The organism is Paraburkholderia saeva (genome assembly GCF_907164555.1).
Taxonomy (GTDB): Bacteria; Pseudomonadota; Gammaproteobacteria; order Burkholderiales; family Burkholderiaceae; genus Paraburkholderia; species Paraburkholderia saeva.
The window spans coordinates 665185-685849 of record NZ_CAJQZC010000001.1; the positions used below are offsets into that span (position 1 = coordinate 665185).

Annotated in this window: 20 protein-coding genes; 12 read left to right on the forward strand and 8 right to left on the reverse strand. The window is 61.8% G+C overall.

Annotation, left to right across the window (positions count from 1 at the left end):
* The first annotated feature begins 40 nt into the window (after nt 1–40).
* The 3 genes from LPA36_RS02975 (at nt 41) to LPA36_RS02985 (ending at nt 3061) form a co-directional block, all read left to right on the forward strand.
* Entirely contained in the window at nt 41–1090 is a 1050-nt protein-coding gene (locus LPA36_RS02975; RefSeq protein WP_228874649.1) for a sugar phosphate isomerase/epimerase family protein, read from the forward strand.
* Between the two features lie 33 nt (nt 1091–1123).
* Nucleotides 1124–2272 (forward strand): Gfo/Idh/MocA family protein, encoded by a 1149-nt coding sequence (locus tag LPA36_RS02980; protein WP_228874650.1) that lies wholly within the window; start codon nt 1124–1126, stop codon nt 2270–2272.
* 99 nt (nt 2273–2371) lie between these two features.
* Entirely contained in the window at nt 2372–3061 is a 690-nt protein-coding gene (locus LPA36_RS02985) for an NAD(P)H-binding protein (RefSeq protein ID WP_228874651.1), read from the forward strand.
* Here LPA36_RS02985 and LPA36_RS02990 read toward each other — a convergent pair.
* The 3 genes from LPA36_RS02990 to LPA36_RS03000 form a co-directional block, all read right to left on the reverse strand.
* Entirely contained in the window at nt 3058–3315 is a 258-nt protein-coding gene (locus LPA36_RS02990) for a hypothetical protein (protein WP_228874652.1), read from the reverse strand. The two genes, LPA36_RS02985 and LPA36_RS02990, sit on opposite strands and share 4 nt — an antisense overlap.
* Before the next feature lie 87 nt (nt 3316–3402).
* Nucleotides 3403–4560, reverse strand: a complete 1158-nt coding sequence (locus tag LPA36_RS02995; protein WP_407674210.1) for an ABC transporter substrate-binding protein — start codon at nt 4558–4560, stop codon at nt 3403–3405.
* Nucleotides 4561–4630: 70 nt separating this feature from the next.
* Nucleotides 4631–5572, reverse strand: a complete 942-nt coding sequence (locus LPA36_RS03000; protein ID WP_228874654.1) for a CysB family HTH-type transcriptional regulator — start codon at nt 5570–5572, stop codon at nt 4631–4633.
* A 220-nt stretch (nt 5573–5792) separates the two neighbouring features.
* Between LPA36_RS03000 and LPA36_RS03005 the strand changes: the two genes are divergently transcribed.
* The 6 genes from LPA36_RS03005 (at nt 5793) to cobA (ending at nt 12002) form a co-directional block, all read left to right on the forward strand.
* Nucleotides 5793–7472, forward strand: a complete 1680-nt coding sequence (locus LPA36_RS03005) for a nitrite/sulfite reductase (protein ID WP_228874655.1) — start codon at nt 5793–5795, stop codon at nt 7470–7472.
* A gap of 30 nt (nt 7473–7502) precedes the next feature.
* Entirely contained in the window at nt 7503–8045 is a 543-nt protein-coding gene (locus LPA36_RS03010) for a DUF934 domain-containing protein (RefSeq protein ID WP_228874656.1), read from the forward strand.
* Entirely contained in the window at nt 8042–8788 is a 747-nt protein-coding gene (locus LPA36_RS03015; RefSeq protein ID WP_228874657.1) for a phosphoadenylyl-sulfate reductase, read from the forward strand. The genes LPA36_RS03010 and LPA36_RS03015 overlap by 4 nt, the downstream gene beginning before the upstream one ends.
* 92 nt (nt 8789–8880) lie before the next feature.
* Complete coding sequence (gene cysD / locus LPA36_RS03020) at nt 8881–9843, forward strand: sulfate adenylyltransferase subunit CysD (RefSeq protein WP_228874658.1); 963 nt, start codon at nt 8881–8883, stop codon at nt 9841–9843.
* Between the two features lie 22 nt (nt 9844–9865).
* The gene (locus tag LPA36_RS03025; RefSeq protein ID WP_228874659.1) at nt 9866–11179 is read left to right on the forward strand and encodes a sulfate adenylyltransferase subunit 1; all 1314 of its coding nucleotides are present in this window, start codon (nt 9866–9868) and stop codon (nt 11177–11179) included.
* A gap of 58 nt (nt 11180–11237) precedes the next feature.
* Nucleotides 11238–12002: a uroporphyrinogen-III C-methyltransferase gene (gene cobA / locus LPA36_RS03030; RefSeq protein WP_228874879.1), complete on the forward strand. Its 765-nt coding sequence runs from the start codon at nt 11238–11240 to the stop codon at nt 12000–12002.
* Between the two features lie 747 nt (nt 12003–12749).
* On the opposite strand, the gene LPA36_RS03035 is transcribed toward cobA, so the two are convergent.
* From LPA36_RS03035 to lptF, 3 genes are read right to left on the reverse strand one after another with little or no spacing between them, the layout of a single operon-like run.
* Nucleotides 12750–13124, reverse strand: a complete 375-nt coding sequence (locus LPA36_RS03035; RefSeq protein ID WP_228874660.1) for a sirohydrochlorin chelatase — start codon at nt 13122–13124, stop codon at nt 12750–12752.
* A gap of 28 nt (nt 13125–13152) precedes the next feature.
* The gene (lptG, locus tag LPA36_RS03040) at nt 13153–14301 is read right to left on the reverse strand and encodes an LPS export ABC transporter permease LptG (protein WP_228874661.1); all 1149 of its coding nucleotides are present in this window, start codon (nt 14299–14301) and stop codon (nt 13153–13155) included.
* Between the two features lie 3 nt (nt 14302–14304).
* Entirely contained in the window at nt 14305–15405 is a 1101-nt protein-coding gene (lptF, locus tag LPA36_RS03045; RefSeq protein WP_228874662.1) for an LPS export ABC transporter permease LptF, read from the reverse strand.
* A 137-nt stretch (nt 15406–15542) separates the two neighbouring features.
* Between lptF and LPA36_RS03050 the strand changes: the two genes are divergently transcribed.
* The 3 genes from LPA36_RS03050 to LPA36_RS03060 all read left to right on the forward strand — a co-directional run bounded on the left by LPA36_RS03050 (nt 15543) and on the right by LPA36_RS03060 (nt 18343).
* Complete coding sequence (locus LPA36_RS03050; protein WP_228874663.1) at nt 15543–17054, forward strand: leucyl aminopeptidase; 1512 nt, start codon at nt 15543–15545, stop codon at nt 17052–17054.
* Between the two features lie 49 nt (nt 17055–17103).
* Nucleotides 17104–17520, forward strand: a complete 417-nt coding sequence (locus tag LPA36_RS03055) for a DNA polymerase III subunit chi (protein WP_228874664.1) — start codon at nt 17104–17106, stop codon at nt 17518–17520.
* Between the two features lie 79 nt (nt 17521–17599).
* Complete coding sequence (locus LPA36_RS03060; protein WP_228874665.1) at nt 17600–18343, forward strand: DUF2486 family protein; 744 nt, start codon at nt 17600–17602, stop codon at nt 18341–18343.
* A gap of 52 nt (nt 18344–18395) precedes the next feature.
* Here LPA36_RS03060 and LPA36_RS03065 read toward each other — a convergent pair whose 3' ends face one another.
* The gene (locus tag LPA36_RS03065) at nt 18396–18728 is read right to left on the reverse strand and encodes a c-type cytochrome (protein WP_228874666.1); all 333 of its coding nucleotides are present in this window, start codon (nt 18726–18728) and stop codon (nt 18396–18398) included.
* Between the two features lie 154 nt (nt 18729–18882).
* The gene (ilvD, locus tag LPA36_RS03070; protein ID WP_228874667.1) at nt 18883–20556 is read right to left on the reverse strand and encodes a dihydroxy-acid dehydratase; all 1674 of its coding nucleotides are present in this window, start codon (nt 20554–20556) and stop codon (nt 18883–18885) included.
* Between the last annotated feature and the right edge of the window lie 109 nt (nt 20557–20665).

Below are 20665 nucleotides of genomic sequence, written 5' to 3' on the forward strand. Positions count from 1 at the left end.
GGATGTCGAACGCTGTATCCATTTCCCGAGGAGCCGCACGATGAAAACCATCAAAGGGCCGGCGATCTATCTGGCCCAGTTCCTGGGCGACAAGGCGCCCTTCGATAACCTCGACAATCTCGCGACGTGGGCCGCGAAGCTCGGCTACAAAGGTATCCAGGTGCCCGTCGATTCGCGGTTGATCGACCTCGAAAAAGCGGCATCGAGCCAGACGTACTGCGATGAACTGCTGGGCACGGTGGCGGACGCCGGTGTCGAAATCACCGAACTCGCGACGCATCTGCAAGGGCAACTGGTAGCCGTGCATCCCGCGTACGACGAACTGTTCGACGGTTTCGCCGCGCCGAATGTGCGCGGTAATCCGGCGGCGCGCACCGAATGGGCGATCCAGCAGTTGAAACTCGCGGCGCAGGCGTCGCGCCGTCTCGGGCTCGACACGCACGTGTCGTTTTCGGGCGCGCTTGCGTGGCCGTATGTGTATCCGTGGCCACAGCGTCCGGCGGGTCTCGTCGAGGCCGCGTTCGATGAACTCGCGCGGCGCTGGCGGCCGATTCTCGACGCGTTCGACGAAGTCGGCGTCGATGTCGCGTACGAACTGCACCCCGGCGAGGATCTCCACGATGGCGTGACGTTCGAACGGTTTCTGGAGCGCGTGGACGGACATAGCCGCGCGAACATCCTGTTCGACCCGAGCCATTACGTGTTGCAGCAGCTCGATTACCTGTCGTTCATCGATATCTATCACGAGCGCATCAAGGTCTTTCACGTGAAGGATGCGGAGTTTCGTCCGACGGGCAGGGCCGGCGTGTATGGAAGCTATAGCGGCTGGACGGAACGGCCGGGGCGCTTTCGTTCGCTTGGCGACGGGCAGATCGACTTCGGCGCGATCTTCTCGAAGATGGCGCAATACGACTATCCTGGCTGGGCGGTTCTTGAATGGGAGTGCGCGCTGAAGCATCCGGAAGATGGCGCACGCGAAGGCGCGGAGTTCATCCGGCGGCACATCATTCGCGTCGCCGAAAAATCGTTCGACGATTTCGCTGGCAGCGGCGTCGATCAGGCGCAGATCAAAAAGGTGCTGGGGCTATGAGCGCAGCGCCCGTCACGCGTTAAGGAGCATCCGATGACACGTAAATTGCGGTTGGGCATGGTTGGCGGCGGGCAGGGTGCGTTCATCGGCGCCGTGCACCGGATCGCCGCGCGCCTCGACGACCGGTTCGAACTCGTGGCGGGCGCGCTTTCGTCCGATGCGGCGCGCGCGCAGGCAAGCGCCGCGGAAGTGGGCATTACGCGCAGCTATCCGGACTGGCGCGAGATGGCAAGGGCCGAAGCGGCCCGCGACGACGGCATCGATGCCGTCGCGATCGTCACGCCGAATCATCTGCATGCGCCGGTCGCGACAGCGTTTCTCGAAGCGGGCATTCATGTGATCTGCGACAAGCCGCTTGCGATTTCGCTGGCGGAAGCCGAGGCGCTCGCAAAGCTCGCACGCGAGAAGAAAAAGCTGTTCGCGCTGACGCACACCTACTCGGGTTATCCAATGGTGCGGCACGCACGCGAACTCGTCGATGCAGGTGAACTGGGCGATATCCGCGTCGTGCAGGTCGAGTACGCGCAGGACTGGCTGGCCGAGCCGATCGAAAACACGGGCACGAACAAGCAGGCGGGCTGGCGCACCGACCCGGCGCAATCGGGTCCGGCGGGGTGTCTTGGCGATATCGGCACGCACGCGTACCACCTCGCTGCGTTCGTGACGGGGATGCTTCCGAAGGAACTGTCAGCGGAAGTGCACACGTTCGTGCCGGGCAGAAAGCTCGACGATCACGTTCAGGTGATGCTGCGTTATGCGAACGGCGCGCGCGGCATGCTGTGGGCGAGCCAGGTGGCGAGCGGCGCGGAGAACGCACTGCGCCTGCGCGTGTACGGCACGAAGGCAGGGCTCGCGTTCGATCAGGAGTATCCGAACGATCTGTGGTTCACGCCGCTGGGCGGCGCTTCTGAACGGCTGACACGCGGGCGCGTCAAGAGCGCAATTGCCGCGCACGCGACGCGCGTGCCGCCGGGCCATCCGGAAGGCTATCTCGAAGCGTTCGCGCAGTTGTATCTCGATGCAGCGTTGCAGATCGAGGCGCTCGATGCGGGCAAACCGGTGCCGCCTGAAAGCCGCTTGCTGACCACAGTCGACGATGGTGTCGAAGGCATGCGCTTCATCGAGACGGTGCTCAGGAGCAGCGGGATGAATGCGCAGTATCAGGAAATCGGGAACGGCTGAAGGCTTCGTCCATCTGCCATGAACGCACGGTAAGATGCAGCACCTCGTCTTTCCATGGGTTCGTGCATGCCGGCTAACTTTGCATCCGTCGATTCTGCCGTGAGTTCCGCATCGCGCAAGCGCACCGTGCTGCTGGTCGGCGCAACGGGGCTCGTCGGCGGTGCGTGCCTGAAGCTGCTGGCGCGCGATCCGCGCGTTGGCGAAGTGCGCCTGCTCGTACGGCGCTCATCGGGAGCGGGAGTCGCGGGGATCGTCGGCCACGCGAATCGTGTAATCGAGCACGTCGTCGATTTCGACCGGCTCGACAGCACGCCCGGCATCGACGAACGCTTTGCCGTCGACGCCGTGATCTGCGCGTTAGGCACGACAATCCGCACCGCCGGCACGCGGGCCGCGTTTCGCAAGGTCGACTACGAGTATCCGTTGCGGGTTGGTGCGCTTGCGCGCCGGCATGGCGCGTCGCGCTATGCGCTCGTCAGCGCAATTGGTGCGAGCCCGCATGCGCGCACCTTCTATAGCCAGGTGAAGGGTGAAGTCGAAGCAGCCGTACTGGGTCTGGGCTTTCCGGCAGTCACGATTGTGCGGCCGTCTTTTCTGATGGGCGAGCGTGCGGAAAGCCGGCCGCTGGAGAGCATCGCGCGTCGCCTGGGAGTGATCCTGCCGCTCAAATGGCGCTCGATTGCCGCCGATGACGTCGCGCGCGCGCTCGTTGCTGCGGCGTCAGATGACAGGCAAGGCGTGACGATCATCGAAAACGATGCACTGCATCGCGGCGCTGTTGCGCCTTAACGCTTGCTGTTCCTGATCTGCTCTTCGAACGCGAGATCGAGCTTGCTCGCCTTGCGCGGCTTTTGCGGGCCGAATGCGTCGACGAACTTGACGAAGTCGTCGAGCGTCAGCGGATCGGAGACTTTCTTGTCGCTGCCCGACGATTTGTCGACGAGATAGAAGAGGCCGCCGGAGAGGCTGATCGCCGCGAATTGCGGATTGCCGGTGCGGGTTTTCAACCGCTCGACGGCGTGGATGGCTCGTGTGGTGCGCATGATTTCGATACGGAGTGAAGACGCTCACTGTATCAGCAACGCGTCCGGCGGGCGGTGTGAACGATGCGCACCGCCCGCCATCCAGCCTTACTGGCTCAGATACGTGAATTTGCCATCCTTGATGATGCCCATCACGCTCGCGCGCTGATCGAGGCCCACGTGATCCTTTGCGCTGGTATTGACCACGCCGTTCGGCACGACGAGTTCATGCGCGTGCTCGAGTTCAACACGCAGCGCAGCACGAAACTCCGGCGTGCCCGGCTGCGCCGTTTTCAGCGCGCGCGCCACGGCATCCGAAAGGCGCGGATAGACGCCCGCCGCATCGCCCGCGAACTGCGTGACGCTGTTCGGGCCGTACTGCGCTTCATAAGCGGTGACAAACGCCATGGCGGCCTTTTTCGCCGGATGATCCGCCGGCAACGTACGCGCGACGACAACCGGTTGCGTGGGGAACAGCGTGCCTTCGACATCCTTGCCGCCCAGCTTGATGAATTCCGGCGTGGCGATGCCGTGGGTCTGGTAGATCGGCCCCTTGAAGCCGCGCTCGACGAGCGTGCGTTGCGGCAGCACGGTCGGCGTGCCTGCGCCCGCCACCAGAATCGCGTCGGGCTTCGCTGCCATCAGCTTCAGCACCTGACCGGTGACGCTCGCGTCCGTCCGGTTGAACCGCTCCATTGCGACGACCTGAATGTGCCGCAGCGTTGCGAACTTCGTGAATTCGTTGAGCCAGCTGTCGCCGTAACTGTCCGCGAAGCCGATGAAACCCACCGTCTTCACGTTGTGGTTCGACATGTAGCGCGTCATCACGTCGGCCATCGCGCTGTCGGTCTGCGCCATCTTGAAGGCCCACACGCGCTTGCCTTCCTGCGGTTCGACGACGCTTGCCGAGCCGATCAGCGTGATCATCGGTGTCTGGTTTTCGGCGACCGGATCGAGCGCGGCGAGCGCCGCGGGTGTGACGTTCGGGCCGACGATCACGTCGACATGGTCTTCGTTGATGAGCTTGCGAATGTTGCGTACAGCGGCACCCGGATCGGAGCCATCGTCGAGGATGATGTATTCGGCTTTCTGGCCGGCAATCGTCTTCGGCCACATCAGCATCGCGTTCTTGCTGGTGATGCCGATGGTAGCGGCGGGGCCGGTACTCGACAGATCAATGCCGACCTTGATGTCGGCGTGGGCGACCGTGCTGATTGCGAGTGCTGCAACAGTGGTGACGCAACGCAGGTTCTTTTTGTACGACATGAGGCTCATCGATGGGGTCTCCATGGCGGAATTCAAGCGGCAATTGTTTTAAACAGGACAGAGGGGCACTTCAGAGTTCGTACGACTCGTGCTCGCCCTTCAGCGCCTGCTCGATCAGCCGGCGGTTCAGGCTCGGCGAGAGCAGCTCGACAAGCGTGTACACATAACTGCGCAGATACGCGCCATGTTTGAGCGCCACGCGCGTCACGTTGCTGCCGAACAGGTGGCCGACAGGCATCGCACGCAGATGACGGTCGCGCTCCGCGTTGAACGCGATATCCGCCATGATGCCGACGCCGAGACCCAACTCGACGTAGGTCTTGATCACGTCGGCGTCGATCGCCTCGAGCACGATATCCGGATGCAGCCCGCGCAGACGGAACGCCTCGTTGATCTTCGTGCGGCCCGCGAACGCGTTGTCGTAGGTAATCAGCGGATATTGCGTGAGGTCGTCGAGGGAAAGCTGCTTGCGGTCCAGCAACGGGTGATCCGGCTGCATGACGGCGATGTGATGCCACGAAAAGCAGGGCAGCGAGACCAGTTCCTTATAGTTGGCGATTGCCTCGGTGGCGATCGCGAGGTCCGCCTGGTCGTGGATGACCATTTCGGCGACCTGCGTCGGGCTGCCTTGCAGAATCGAAAGGTGAACCTTGGGAAAGCGCTTCTTGAATTCGGCGATCGCGGCCGGAAGTGAGTAGCGCGCCTGCGTGTGCGTGGCGGCGATGACGAGATTGCCCTGATCCTGCGCCGCGTAATCTTTACCGACCCGCTTCAGACTCTCCACTTCCTGCAGGATCTTTTCAACCGACTGAAGAATGATCCGGCCCGGTTCGGTCAGCGAGCGGACGCGTTTGCCGTGCCGTGTGAAGATTTCGACGCCCAGCTCGTCCTCCAGCTCGATGATGGCCTTCGAGACGCCTGGCTGGCTCGTAAACAAGGCCTTGGCGGCTTCCGTGAGGTTGAAGTTCTGCCGGACCGCCTCGCGCACGAAGCGAAACTGGTGCAGGTTCATTTATAACCTCTTCGCATATGAAAACAATTTTTAAGTCGTTTGAAATATAAGGGGAGTTTATTACGATTCCCCCAACTTTTCCAATATGGATATCTGTATTTGTCATAAGCAAATGAAGGATGCGTCTAAAACCTTCTTCCATTTGCCCTGACAGATACCGGTAGACAGGGCGCGGCGCAACCGGAGCGCTGTGCGGTAACGAAAAAAATGGGGTCCCCGAATGTACCAATACGATCAGTACGACCAGACCATCGTTGACGAACGCGTCGCGCAATACGCCGATCAGGTTCGTCGCCGGCTGTCGGGCGAATTGAGCGAAGAAGAGTTCCGTCCCCTGCGTCTGCAGAACGGCCTCTACATGCAGCGCCACGCGTACATGCACCGCATCGCGATTCCTTACGGCAATCTGCGCAGCGACCAGATGCGCATGCTGGCGCGCATCGCACGCGAACACGACCGTGGCTACGGTCACTTTTCGACGCGCTCGAACATCCAGTACAACTGGATCAAGCTTGAGGAAACGCCGGAAATTCTCGCGAAGCTCGCATCGGTCCAGATGCACGGCATCCAGACCTCGGGTAACTGTATCCGCAACATCACGGCTGACCAGTTCGCTGGCGTCGCGCCTGACGAAATCGTCGATCCGCGTCCGTGGGCTGAAATCCTGCGTCAGTGGTCGACGTTCCACCCGGAATTTGCGTGGCTGCCGCGCAAGTTCAAGATCGCCGTCTCGGGTTCGACGGAAGACCGTGCCGCCGTGCAGGTGCATGACCTTGGCGTGTATCTGAAGAAGAATGCGCAAGGTGAAGTGGTCGCGAGCATTCTGGCCGGTGGTGGCCTCGGTCGCACGCCGATCGTAGGTGCCGTCATCCGCGAAGACCTGCCGTGGCAGCATCTGCTGACGTACTGCGAAGCCGTTCTGCGCGTGTATAACCGCTACGGCCGCCGCGACAACATATACAAGGCGCGCATCAAGATTCTCGTGAAGGCGCTGAGCCCGGAGAAGTTCGCAAAGCAGGTCGAGGAAGAATGGCAGCATCTGAAGGATGGTCCTTCGACGCTCACGCAGGCTGAACTCGACCGCGTGTCGCAGTACTTCGCGCCGCCGGTTTATGAAAAGCTGCCGGACACCGACGCTTCGTTCGAAAACCATCTGCTCGAAAGCCGTGCGTTTGCGCGGTGGGTCGAGCGCAACGTTCGCCCGCACAAGGTGTCGGGCTACGCATCGGTCACGCTCTCACTGAAGCCGACGACAATCGCCCCGGGCGATGCCACGGATGCGCAGATGGAAGCGGTGGCTGACTGGGCCGACACGTATTCGCTCGGCGAAATTCGCGTGTCGCACGAACAGAACCTGATTCTGGCGAACGTGAAGAAGCGCGATCTGTTCGAGTTGTGGGAACAGGCCAGGGCACAAGGTTTCGCCACGCCGAACATCGGCTTGCTGACGGACATCATTGCATGCCCAGGCGGCGATTTCTGCTCGCTCGCGAACGCGAAGTCGATTCCGATTGCGCTGGCGATTCAGGAACGCTTCAACGACCTCGACTTTGTCTACGATCTCGGCGACGTGTCGCTGAACATCTCGGGTTGTATCAACGCGTGCGGTCACCACCACATCGGCAACATCGGCGTGCTTGGCGTCGACAAGGATGGCTCGGAGTGGTACCAGGTGACGCTCGGCGGCGAGCAGAGCTCGGGTGCAACGGGTGCGCATCTGGGTCGCGTGATCGGCCCGTCGTTCTCGGCGGAAGAAATGCCGGACGTGGTGTCGAAAGTGATCGATACGTTCGTGGAAAACCGCATCGACGGCGAGCGTTTCATCGACACGTACAACCGCATTGGTATGACGCCGTTCAAGGAGCGCGTGTACGCATCGCGCCAACCGGCTCACGCTTAACCCGCGATACAGGCTTAAAGGATTCTGCAGATGGCTTCGATTATCAAGAACCGCGCGATCGTTAGCGATGACTGGACGGTTGTGCGTGCAGCGGAAGACGGCACCTTGCCCGCAGTGGAAGCACTGCCGGCCGGCAAGGTGATCGTGCCGTTCGCATTGTGGACGGCTTCGCGCGATGCCCTCACTGCGTCGCGTAACGCCGGTGAAATCGCTGTATGGCTTGAGCCGGATAGCGATCCGGCGGACATCGTCGGCGACTTCGAAAAGGTCGCGCTGATCGCGATCGATTTCCCGGTATTCCGCGACGGCCGTGGTTACAGCATTGCGCGCCTCTTGCGCGAACGCTATGGCTACAAGGGCGAAATTCGCGCGATCGGCGACGTGCTGCGCGACCAGGTTCGTCTCATGTACCGCTGCGGTTTTGACGCATTTGCGGTGCGCGAAGACCGCGACATCAGCGACGCCATGAAGGCATTTGACGATTTCACCGTGCAGTATCAGGGTGCAGTCGACGATCCGCTGCCGCTCTTCCGTCGTCGCGAAGCTGCGGCCGCACAGAAGGCTTCGGCATGAGCGACGCCACTGTCTCAGTGACGCCAGAACTCGCAGCGAAGATCGAGCGGCTGGATACGCTGCTCGATTCGATCGGCGCGCGTCACGCGAACGTCAAGCTTGCCAGCAGTCTCGCCGCGGAAGACATGCTGCTCACGCACGCGATCCTGTCGCGCAACGTGAAGATCGGCATCTTCTCGCTCAACACGGGACGGCTGCATGCGGAAACGCTGGGCATGCTCGATCGCGTGAAAGAGCGCTACGGCTACGACATCGAACAGTTTCACCCGCAGACAGACGCGGTCGATGAATACATCGCGCAGCATGGTCTGAACGCGTTTTACGAAAGCATCGATCTGCGCAAGCGTTGCTGCGAAATCCGCAAGGTCGAGCCGCTTAACCGCGCGCTGTCGGACGTGAGCGCCTGGGTAACGGGCCAGCGTCGCGAGCAGTCGGTGACGCGTGCCGAACTGCATGAGGAAGAACACGATGGCGCACGCAACATCGCCAAGTTCAATCCGCTCGCGGACTGGACCGAAGCCGATGTGTGGGCGTACCTCAAGGCGTTCGACGTGCCGGTCAATCCGTTGCATGCGCGCGGCTATCCGAGCATCGGCTGCGAACCTTGCACACGCGCGATCCGTCCCGGTGAAGACAGCCGGGCAGGGCGCTGGTGGTGGGAGTCGTGCGATACGAAGGAATGCGGCCTGCACATCACGACGATTCCGGTTGCAGTCGTCAGCGGGCAAAGCTCCGCCATCTGAAGCGCGGCCCGGGCAGCAGAAACAGATCAATTGAACGATTGAATACCGCGTCGCAAGCACCACTTGTGACGGGAACAAAGGAAGGACACACCATGAGCACGACGCTCGATCCCGCACTGAACGCTCCGCTCGCCAACACCGCGAACCGGATGGATCACCTCGACTGGCTCGAAGCCGAGTCGATTCACATCCTGCGTGAACTGGTTGCCGAATGCAGCAACCCCGCGCTGCTGTTCTCGGGCGGCAAGGATTCGGTCGTCGTGCTGCATCTGGCACTGAAGGCGTTTGGCCTTGGCGCCAGCCGCAAGACCGTGCTGCCGTTCCCGCTCGTGCACATCGACACCGGCCACAACTATGAAGAAGTGATCGACTTCCGTGACCGTCGCGCGAAGGAAATCGGCGCGCAACTGGTGGTGGGGCATGTCGAGGATTCGATCAAACGCGGCACAGTGCGTCTGCGCCGCGAGCTTGATTCGCGCAACGCCGCCCAGGCGGTGACGCTGCTCGAAACGATCGAGCAATACGGCTACACCGCGATGATTGGCGGCGCGCGTCGTGACGAAGAAAAGGCCCGCGCCAAAGAGCGCATCTTCTCGTTTCGCGACGAATTCGGCCAGTGGGACCCGAAGGCGCAGCGTCCGGAACTGTGGAGCCTCTTTAACGCGCGTCTGCACAACGGCGAACATCTGCGCGTGTTCCCGATCTCGAACTGGACCGAACTCGACGTGTGGCAATACATTGCGCGCGAAAAGCTCGAACTGCCGTCGATCTACTATGCGCATCATCGTGAAATCGTGCGCCGTAACGGGCTGCTCGTGCCGGTGACGCCGCTTACGCCGATGCGCGAAGGCGAAACGAGCGAAACCGCGCTCGTGCGTTTCCGTACCGTAGGCGACATCAGCTGCACGTGCCCGGTGGAAAGCGACGCCGACGATCTGGAGAAGATCATCGCTGAAACGGCCGTGACCGAAATCACGGAGCGCGGTGCGACGCGGATGGACGACCAGGCATCGGAAGCCGCGATGGAAACACGCAAGAAGCAAGGTTATTTCTAAGGCACACGAGGGCAATGCAATCATGAGTATTCATCAACCAGAAGACCTCGGCGTGCTGCGTTTCATTACTGCAGGTAGTGTCGATGACGGCAAGAGCACGCTGATCGGGCGCCTGCTGTACGACAGCAAGGCTGTGCTGTCGGACCAGCTTTCGGCGCTGTCGCGTGCGAAGAACAAGCGCACCGTGGGCGACGAAATCGACCTGTCGCTTTTGACCGACGGTCTCGAAGCCGAACGCGAGCAGGGCATCACGATCGACGTCGCGTACCGCTACTTCGCGACTGCAAAGCGCAAGTTCATCATCGCCGATACGCCGGGCCACGAGCAGTACACGCGCAACATGGTGACGGGCGCGTCGACCGCGCATGCCGCGATCATTCTCGTTGACGCGACGCGCGTCACGTTCGTGGACGGCGTGGCGCAACTGTTGCCGCAGACCAAGCGTCACAGCGCGATCGTGAAGCTGCTGGGCTTGCAGCATGCGATCGTTGCGATCAACAAAATGGATCTGGTCGACTACAGCGAAACGCGCTTCAACGAGATCCGCGATGCGTACGTCGAACTCGCGCGTCAACTGGGCCTTACCGATGTGCGCTTCGTGCCGGTGTCGGCGCTGAAGGGCGACAACATCGTGACCGCCAGCGAGCGTATGCCGTGGTATGCCGGCGAGCCGCTGCTGGACGTGCTCGAAGCACTGCCGGTGGAGATTCCGACGGGTCAGGCGCTGCGTTTCCCGGTGCAATGGGTGGCGCGCCAGGACGGCAGCCAGGCCGACGATTTCCGCGGCTACATGGGCCGTGTGGAGGCAGGCGAAGTGAAGCTGGGCGATACGATCGTCGTGCTGCCGGCGAACCGTGAAGCGACCGTCGCGGAGATCATCGCGCCGGTGCCGGGCGGCACTGCGCAGGTCGATCGCGCGTTCGCGGGGCAGACCGTGACGATCCGCCTCGCGGAAGATGTCGACGTATCACGTGGTGATACGTTTGTGCTGCGCGAAGCGGCGCCTGCGCCGGCGAAGAAAGTTGAAGCCGACCTGTGCTGGTTTGACGAGACGCCGCTGTCGACGCAGCGCAAGTATCTGCTGAAGCAGACCACGAACACGGTGTTCGCGCGTATTGGTGCGATCAAGGAAGTGCTGGACGTGCATACGCTGTCGCATGCTACGGACCGTCATGATCTGACGATGAACGATATTGGCCGCGTGTCGCTGACGCTGCAAAAACCGATCGTGGCTGACGCCTACGATTCGCATCCGGGAACGGGGGCATTCGTGCTGATTGACGAGGCGACGCATCACACGGTCGCGGCCGGCATGATTCGTGCATTTAGTGCTTGAGTGAACGCGTTTGAGCGCGGTCGTACTGGCACGAACTGAACGAACGGGATTGAAGCAAATGGGCAAGGTGTATCTGATTGGTGCAGGACCGGGAGCGGCGGACCTTATCACGGTGCGCGGCGCCCGCTTGCTGGGCATGGCTGATGTCGTGCTGCACGACGCGCTGGTTGAGCCTTCGATGCTGGATTACGCGCCGGTACAGGCCCGCCGGGTTGCTGTGGGCAAGCGTTGTGGCCAGCGTTCGACGGCGCAGCACTTCATCAACAAGCAGATTGTGGATGCGGCTTTGGAGCACGATGTGGTGGTGCGTCTGAAGGGTGGCGACCCGATGCTCTTTGGTCGTGCCGATGAGGAGATGCGGGCGCTGGAGGCGGCGGGCATCGAGTACGAGGTGGTGCCGGGGATTACGGCTGCGCTTGCCGGCGCTTCGACGTTGAAGCGCTCGTTGACACTGCGTGGGGTGTCGCGCAGTGTTGCGCTGGCGACGCATAGTCGCGCGGCGGATACTGACGAAATTCGCGAGCAGGTGAAGGCGGATTCGCTGGTGTTCTACATGGGGCGGGATAGTGCACCTGAAATTGCCCAACGGTTGATTGACGCTGGGCGCGTCGGGTCTACGCCTGTTGCTATTGTTGAAGCTTGCAGCACGGTGCGGGAGAGGTCGTTGACGTTGACCCTTGAGGCGCTTGCTGCTGGTGATGCTCAGCAGTGGCTTGATGAAGGTCAGCCGAGTCTTCTTATGATCGGCGAGGCCTTTGCTGAGCGGCGCTTGTTGCCGCGCGATGTGGTTCTTTCTTCTTCTTCTGCATTGCATGCGGCCTAGTTTTTTTGCTTTGGCCTTTCCTTGTGTTCATGTCGGTCTATTAGCGTCGCCCCTGTGCGGGGCGGCACCTACTTTTCTTTGTCCCCCAAGGGGACTTCCTTCGGGGCGTCTTGCCAAAGAAAAGTAGGCAAAAGAAAGTCGCTTCGATAACTCATTTCTTCAAGGCGCATCATCTCTGGGGAATGGCAACCCATGAAGTGTCGCCCCCACACATCATGGTGCATGGGTCCCCGCGCGATTTCGTTCCTCGCACAACACCGCCCGTGACAAAGCACTCATCCACCCGTCTCCGCTTCGCGTCGCCGACCGGCGTAGCAGCCAACACCCGCCACCCGCCATCCACTGCCCCACCTCCCCCGTGTTTGCCCCAACCGCGACGCACGCAGTGCGAAGCGGCGTGGATGACTGCCTTGTCACGAACGCGGAATGCGTGAGGGAAGCGATCGCGCGGGGACCTATAGCGTGCGGGGTGAGGGGGTGACACTTCATGGGTTGCCATTCCCCGCGAGTGACACACCGGGAAGAGACAAGTTTTCGAAGCGCCTTTCTTTTGCCTACTTTTCTTTGGAAGACAAAGAAAAGTAGGTGCCGCCCCGCACAGGGGCAACACAAATAGACCGACGCGAATACAAGGAAAGGCCAAAGATCAAAGGCGAAAGATCAAAGGCGAAAAGCGAAAGAAAACTGCATTCGGCCAGGAAAAGGCCAAAGAAAAGACAAACCAGAAAAAAAGAAAAAACAGAAAAACTAAAAAACCTGCCGAAGGCAAAACCCAACAACAGCATCGAGGACAGCATCGTCCTCCCCAACCGCTGCGGAACAGCGAATAACAACAGAGGGAAACTCACCGCGACAGCGGTCAACAATAGAAGGCAGATCCCGCCTGACATGCCCACCTTGCCCAAAAAACACAGGCACGACAGTAATCACCTCACACCCTGCAGCAACCTGCGCAGCAACAGCAGAAGGCAAATCCGGCGACATCAACTCAAGAAAGGCCAGCGCAACAGGCCCGGCATCCCCATGCAAAGCAGACAACTTCGCCGCAAGGCGTTCAAAAGGCTCGCCCCATCGCGGGTCGCGCGCGCCATGCCCGAAGAGAACAATACCGTGCAGTGCCATCGTGCAGTTTCCGGCAAAAACCACCACGCTAGTGTCGATCAACCCACTTCAATCCGACCAACCCCAGCACAAGATAAATCAACCCAGGTGTCGCCGCCGTCAACGGCGCCGGCCACGTATTCAACGTGCCAATGTGCGAGAACAGCGTGTTGAAGAGCTGGAAGCTCATCCCCAGCATAATTCCGCCAAACACCTTCACACCCACCACGCCGGCACGTGTGTGCAGATACGCAAACGGTAGCGAAAGCACCAGCATCACGAACACCGCAAACGGATACAGCAGCTTGCGCCACAACGCAATCTGGTACCGCTGCGTGTCCTGATGATTCTCCGTCAAATGCTGGATGTAACGGAATAGATTGAACATCGACATCCGCTCCGGCGAAACCAGCAGCACCGAAAGAATCTGCGGCGTCAGTTCGGAACGCAGCGAATACTCAGGCAACGTCACCTGCTTCGCACGATACACAGGGTTCAACGCATCGGTGGGCTTCGCACCGCCCGGGACGACGTCGATCAGCTGGGTATCGGTGACGTCCGTCAACTGCCAGTGCCCCGGCGGCGCGTATTTGCCCGTCTTCGCAATCCGCACATTGGCCAGACGAAACTGCGAATCGAATTCGTAAATGCGCACGTTGCTGATCGTCGCGTCCGGCCGCAATTCGCCGACATTCACAAAACGCGTGACCTGCTCGCCATCCGTGCGCGCAGTCAACGTGTCCTTCACCCACACGCCCGATTCGAAATTACTCGACACCGCGGAACCCAGGGCCTCGAGGCGCACGCGCTCCGACAGCTGATCCGTGTACGGACCCACGACTTCGCCGATCAGGTAGGTCAGAAACACCAGCGGAATGCCGATCTTCATCAGCGAACGCAGCGCCTGATTCGTCGCGAGGCCGGAGACACGGAAAATCGTGTACTCGGAATTCGCCGCCATCTGCGCAAACACATAGATCGCGCTGATCAACGCGGCGACGGGGATGATTTCGTAGAATCGGGAAGGCGTCTGCAGCGCAACGCGCAGCACCGCGTAGCTGAACTTGTAGTTGCCGTGGCCGACCGAATTCAGTTCGTTGATCAGGTCGAAAAAGAAGAACAGGCCCGAAAACGCGAACAGAATGAAAATGAACGTGAGATAGATCTGCCGCGCGAAGTACCGCTCATAAATACGCATCGGTCAGGCCCCCTGCGACGGACGCTGGAACATCGCCCGCGTGAACAGTGGACGGTTGCGCACGCGCAGCCAGAACAGGAAGCCGACAATCCCTGCCACGATGATATGCAGCCCGATAATGCCGACCCCAAACGAGAGCTTGCCCTGCTCGATCCAGGATTGCACCACGTTCAACAGATTCGAATACGTCAGATAAATCAGCACTGCCATCACCAGATTGATCGTGCGGCTGCGTCGCGGATTCTGGTGCGCCAGTGGAATCGCCAGCAGCATCAGGTTGATCGCGATCAGCGGCAAGCCGGCGCGCCACGCGAATTCCGCCAGGTTTTCATTCGTCGGATTGCGGAACAGGTCGAGCGTCGGCGTGCCGGTGGTCGTCGGTGTGTTTACCACGGGCTGGCTCTGGATCTTCACGCCGTAACGCTCGAATTCCATGATGCGGAAATCCGGATGCCCCGGTTCGCCGTCGTATCGCCGGCCGTTTTCAAGCACGACAAAGCGGTCGCCATTCTTTTGCGTTTCAGTGTGGCCGTTCTTCGACACGATCACGTTGACCTTGCCGTTTTCGGTGCTCGTCACAAACACATTCTCGACGTGACCCTGATCGGGCGACATCTTCTCGATGAAGAACACGCGGTGGCTTGCCGGCGATTCGCGGAACTGGCCCGGCGCGAGCATCGACACTTCATCGCGCTGCTGGAAACGCGCGCGGATCAGCTTGCTCTGCTGGTTCGACCACGGCCAGCCGACGAAGACGAAGAACATGATGAGAATCACGATCGGCGTCGAAAACACGGCGATCGGCTTGATGAGGCGCGTGAGGCTCACGCCGGACGCGTGCCACACCACCATTTCGGAATCTTTGTACCAGCGCGTAAGGACGAACAGGATCGACACGAAGAGCGTGGCGACGAGCATGATCGCCAGATAGCCGATCACGGTGAGGCCGATCAGGACCAGGACGTCGCGCGGATCGATCTCGCCCGACGCGGCAAAGCCGACGATGCGGATCATCATCGTCGTCAGCACTAGCGTCAGCAGAACCATGAACACGGCACCAGCCGTATACGCGAGTTCGCGCTGGAGGGAGCGTTCGAAGATCATTGTTGATGAAGAGAGGGCGTGCCCGGGAAGTCGCCCGGGTTGTGTGCCGTAACGCCTTCCTTGCAGCCGCCGCAGGAAAAATAGCGGATAATTGCGGCTTTCATCCTAAGCCCAGATTTTATCCGAGGACAAGCGCGATGGACTTTAGCATAAAAGCCTGTGATTGGAGCAAAGGCTCGTCAAACGGCTTCCTGACCGGAAAATCCGATTGCATCGTACTCGGCGTGTTCGAGTCGCAAACGCTTTCAGGGGCCGCACTCGAAATCGACGCGGCAACCAAGGGCCTCCTCACCCGCATCATCAAGGCGGGCGATATGGACGGCAAGAGCGGTACCACGCTGTTCCTGCACGAAGTTTCCGGCATCGGCGCCTCGCGCGTGCTGCTCGTCGGTCTTGGCAAACAGGATGCGTTCTCGCAGAAAGCCTACGGCGACGCTGTGCGCGCCGCATGGCGCGCACTTCTCACCACGAAGGTCACGCAGGTCACGTTCACGCTCGCGCAACTGCCGGTGCAGGAACGCACGAGCGACTGGAACGTACGCGCCGCGATCCTCGCGCTGCGCGAACAGACCTACCGCTTCACCCAGATGAAAAGCAAGCCCGACACCAGCGTGCGGGCTCTCAAGCGCATCGTCTTCAGCGTCGATACCGTCGATGAAAAGGCCGCGAAACTCGCCGCGAAGCAGGGCGCCGCGCTCGCCAACGGCATGGACCTCACGCGCGACCTCGGCAACCTGCCGAGCAACGTCTGCACGCCGACCTACCTCGCGAACACGGCGAAGAAGCTCGCAAAAGACTGGAAGCTGAAGGTCGAAGTGCTCGGCGAAAAGCAATGCGAAGCGCTGAAGATGGGTTCCTTCCTGTCGGTCACGGCGGGTTCCGTCGAACCGGCGCAGTTCATCGTGCTGCAGTACCAGGGCGGCGCCGCGAAAGCCGCGCCGGTGGTGCTGGTCGGCAAGGGCGTCACGTTCGATACGGGTGGCATTTCGCTGAAGCCGGGCGAAGGCATGGACGAAATGAAGTACGACATGTGCGGCGCCGGTTCGGTGCTGGGCACGATGCGTGCGGTCGCGGAAATGGGCCTGAAGATCAACGTCGTCGGTATCATTCCGGCGGTCGAGAACATGCCGTCGGCGACTGCAACGAAGCCGGGCGACATCGTCACCAGCATGGCCGGGCTCACGATCGAAGTGCTGAACACGGACGCCGAAGGCCGCCTCATCCTGTGCGACGCGCTCACGTACGCGAAGCGCTTCAAGCCGGCAGCCGTGATCGACATCGCCACGCTGACGGGCGCCTGCATCATCGCGCTCGGCCATCACAACAGCGGTCTCTTCTCGAAGGACGACGCGCTCGCGGGCGAACTGCTGGACGCATCGAAGGAAGCGTCCGACCCGGCGTGGCGTCTGCCGCTCGACGACGAGTATCAGGATCAGCTGAAGTCGAATTTCGCGGACATCGCGAACATCGGCGGCCGTCCGGCGGGCAGCGTGACAGCGGCGTGCTTCCTGTCGCGTTTCACCGACGGCTATCCGTGGGCGCACCTCGACATCGCCGGCACGGCATGGAAGAGCGGTGCGGCGAAGGGTGCGACGGGCCGTCCGGTGCCGCTTCTCGCGCAGTTCCTGATCGACCGCGCGGCGCAATGACGCGTCGCAGCACGGGCGTAAGTACAGGCGTGGTGGCATGGAGCCGGGCATGACGCGGATCGACTTCCACTCGAACGTCGGCGACGCGCTGCTGTATGCGTGCCGCCTGCTGCGCAAGGCGTATCAGGCGGGCCAGCCGACGGTCGTGCTGGCGGATGCCGCGCGGCTGCGCGTTTTCGACGAGCTGCTGTGGACGTTCTCGCCGCTCGACTTCGTGCCGCACTGCATGGCCGACAGCACGCTCGCTGCCACGACGCCGATCGTGCTCACCACGGACCTCGACCTTGCGCCGCATCATCAGGTGCTGCTGAACCTGGGCGCCGGCGTGCCGGCGCAGTTCGCGCGGTTCGAACGGCTGCTCGAAGTGATCGGCAACGAGCCCGATGAACTGGCGGCCGGTCGGGAACGCTATCGCTTTTACCGCGATCGCGGCTATCCTCTGAACAACTACAAGCAGGGCGCCTGAGTTCTGTGTTCGACGCAGGCCCGCGGCGCCTCGACTTCGACCCATATCGGCTCGTCCGATCCAGCGACGGAGTGTATTCGTGTCCCATTCCAGCGACAGCAAAGACAGCCCCGACGAGGCGATTCCGCTTCTGACCGAAGTGCTCGCCACCGGCAGTCCCACGCGCAGCCATCACGTACCGGCACCGGCCGCGCCGGTCGATACGCTCGACGACGTGCCCGTGCTGGAAGACGTATTTGAAGTGCCCGCGTCGAAAGCCACGGCGCCAGCGCACGCGCACGAAGCCGACGACGATGTACCGGTGCTCGATGACGTATTCGAAGTGCCGCCGTCAAAGCCGGCGCCGCATTTGCATGTGCCTGAAGAAGAGCCAGCCGTGCCAGCCGATGTCGAATCGTCCACGCCCATCGGGCACGAGCCGGTAGCGGAGGCGCCTGCCGTATCGGCGCCCATCCGGCACGCTGCTCACGTGCAGGTGGAAGCGGCTGCTCCGGCCGCGGAGGCCGTCAAACCAGTCGAAACGGTTTCCGCACCGTTCACTATGGCCGCGGCGGCGGCTTCAACGCCGTCAGCGCCGGCGCATGCGCCGGATCCAGCCACCCTCAACCCCGACGCCCTCACTGAGCACCTGCGCGGAAAGTTCACGGCCTACCTGCGTGGACCGGGACAGGAAGTGATCGAGGAACGCTGTCGCGCGGCGATGCAGGTCCACGCGACGTGGCTCGTCGGCCAGATCGCGAAGGAAGTGGGCGCGGTGCTCGAAGCGCAGATGAGCAACTGGGTGCGCGAAGCGGTGGAAGCAGAGCGCAAACGCCAGTCCTGAGCGTGGCCGGCGTCACCGCCTGCCCAGGTGCTGGACGTGCCGCGCGGCCGATTTACTTCAGCGAAAGGATCCAGGTCGCGAGCGCGACGGCCTGATCGGGCGAAAGCTGCGTATTGGCAGGCATCGGCACCGGTCCCCATACGCCGGTGCTGCCTTCGATGATCTTGTGCGACAGATAGGTCGCCGCATTGCTGCGCGTCGCGTAGCGGGCCGCCACGTCGTGCAGCGATGGCCCCATGAACGGACGGTTCACCGAGTGGCAGCTCATGCAGTTCTGCGCCTTCGCGAGGGCGAGCCCATCGCCCGGCGGTTCCTGTGCATGTGCCGTTCCGCCGGCTGCCATTGCGCCCGCGAGCGCCATTGATGCAAACGACTTCCGATTCATTCTGGTCTCCGCCGGTACGTATGCCGGACTCTGGTTTGACTTCTTGTCGACGCATTATAAAAGCAAAGGGGCACACGACCCGTCGTGTGCCCCTTTATGCTGCGTGAAGCCTTTCCAGCAGGCGGGCGGCATGCCGCCCGCCTGCGTTCCCGCATCAGCCTGTAATCGCGCCCTTGTTGGCCGGCAGCGCAAGTGCAGCGAATTTGGCCAGCACGCCGCGCGTGTAACGCGGCTTCGGTTGCTGCCATGCCGCGCGACGGCGTTCCAGTTCGGCCGCGTCGATGTTCAGTTCGAGCAGCAGCTTGTGCGCGTCGATCGTGATCGAGTCGCCTTCCTGCACGAGGGCGATCGTGCCGCCCGCGAACGCTTCCGGCGCGACGTGGCCGACCACCATGCCCCACGTGCCGCCCGAGAAGCGGCCATCCGTGATGAGGCCAACGGATTCGCCGAGGCCCTTGCCGATGATCGCGGACGTGGGCGCCAGCATTTCCGGCATGCCCGGTCCGCCCTTCGGCCCGAGATATCGCAGCACCACGACGTCGCCGGCCTTGATTTTGTCGGCGAGAATCGCTTCCATCGCGCTCTGCTCGTCGTCGAACACGCGTGCCGGGCCCGTGATTACCGGGTTCTTCAGGCCGGTGATCTTCGCGACCGCGCCTTCCGGTGCGAGGTTGCCCTTCAGGATCGCGAGGTGGCCTTCCTTGTAGAGTGCCTTGTCGATCGGGAAGATCACGTCCTGGTCCGCGCGCGGCTTCGACGGCACGTCCTTCAGTTCCTCGGCGATCGTCTTGCCCGTGATCGTCATGCAGTCGCCGTGCAGCAGACCCGCGTCCAGCAGGATCTTCATGACCTGCGGAATGCCGCCGGCCTTGTGCAGATCCGTCGCCACATACTGGCCCGACGGCTTCAGGTTGCAGATCACCGGCACTTTCTTGCGCATGCGCTCGAAGTCGTCGATGGTCCATTCCACTTCGGCGGCGTGCGCGATTGCGAGGAAGTGCAGCACAGCGTTCGTCGAACCGCCTGTTGCCATGAGCACGGCGACGGCGTTTTCGATCGACTTCTTCGTGATGATGTCGCGCGGCTTCAGGTCCTTCTTCACCGCTTCGACCAGCACGCGTGCCGATTCAGCGGCCGAGTCGACCTTTTCGTCGTCAGGATTCGCCATCGTGGACGAATACAGCAACGACATGCCGAGCGCCTCGAACGACGAGCTCATCGTGTTGGCGGTGTACATGCCGCCGCACGAACCCGACGACGGGCACGCGTTCTTCTCGATGCCGTCGAAATCTTCCTGCGACATGCGGCCGGCCGTGAATTCGCCCACGGCTTCGAACGACGAGACGATCGTCAGGTCCTTGCCCTTCCAGTTGCCTGGGCGGATCGTGCCGCCATAGACGTAGATGCCCGGCACGTTGAGCCGCGCGAGCGCGATCATGCCGCCCGGCATGTTCTTGTCGCAGCCGCCGATCACGACCACGCCGTCCATCCACTGGCCCTGCACGCAGGTCTCGATACAGTCGGCGATCACTTCGCGCGACACGAGCGAGTACTTCATGCCCTCGGTGCCCATCGACATGCCGTCCGAAATGGTCGGCGTGCCGAAGATCTGCGGGTTCGCGTCGGACAGCTTGACCGCTTCCACCGCGGCGTCGGCGAGACGCTGCAGGCCGGAATTGCACGGCGTGATGGTCGAGTGGCCGTTTGCAATGCCGATCATCGGCTTGTCGAAATCGGCCTTCTCGTAGCCGAGCGCGTAATACATCGACCGGTTTGGCGCGCGCGCGACGCCCTGGGTGATGTTCTTCGAACGACGGTTGTACGACATGGGGAGCTCCGTATTGTCTTGTCCGGGAATCGTGCCCGGGGCGCTGTGTATTGTTGGGGAAATCCGCAGTCCGGGAGATGCAGGGCGGATGTTTCCAGCACGTGGCGCA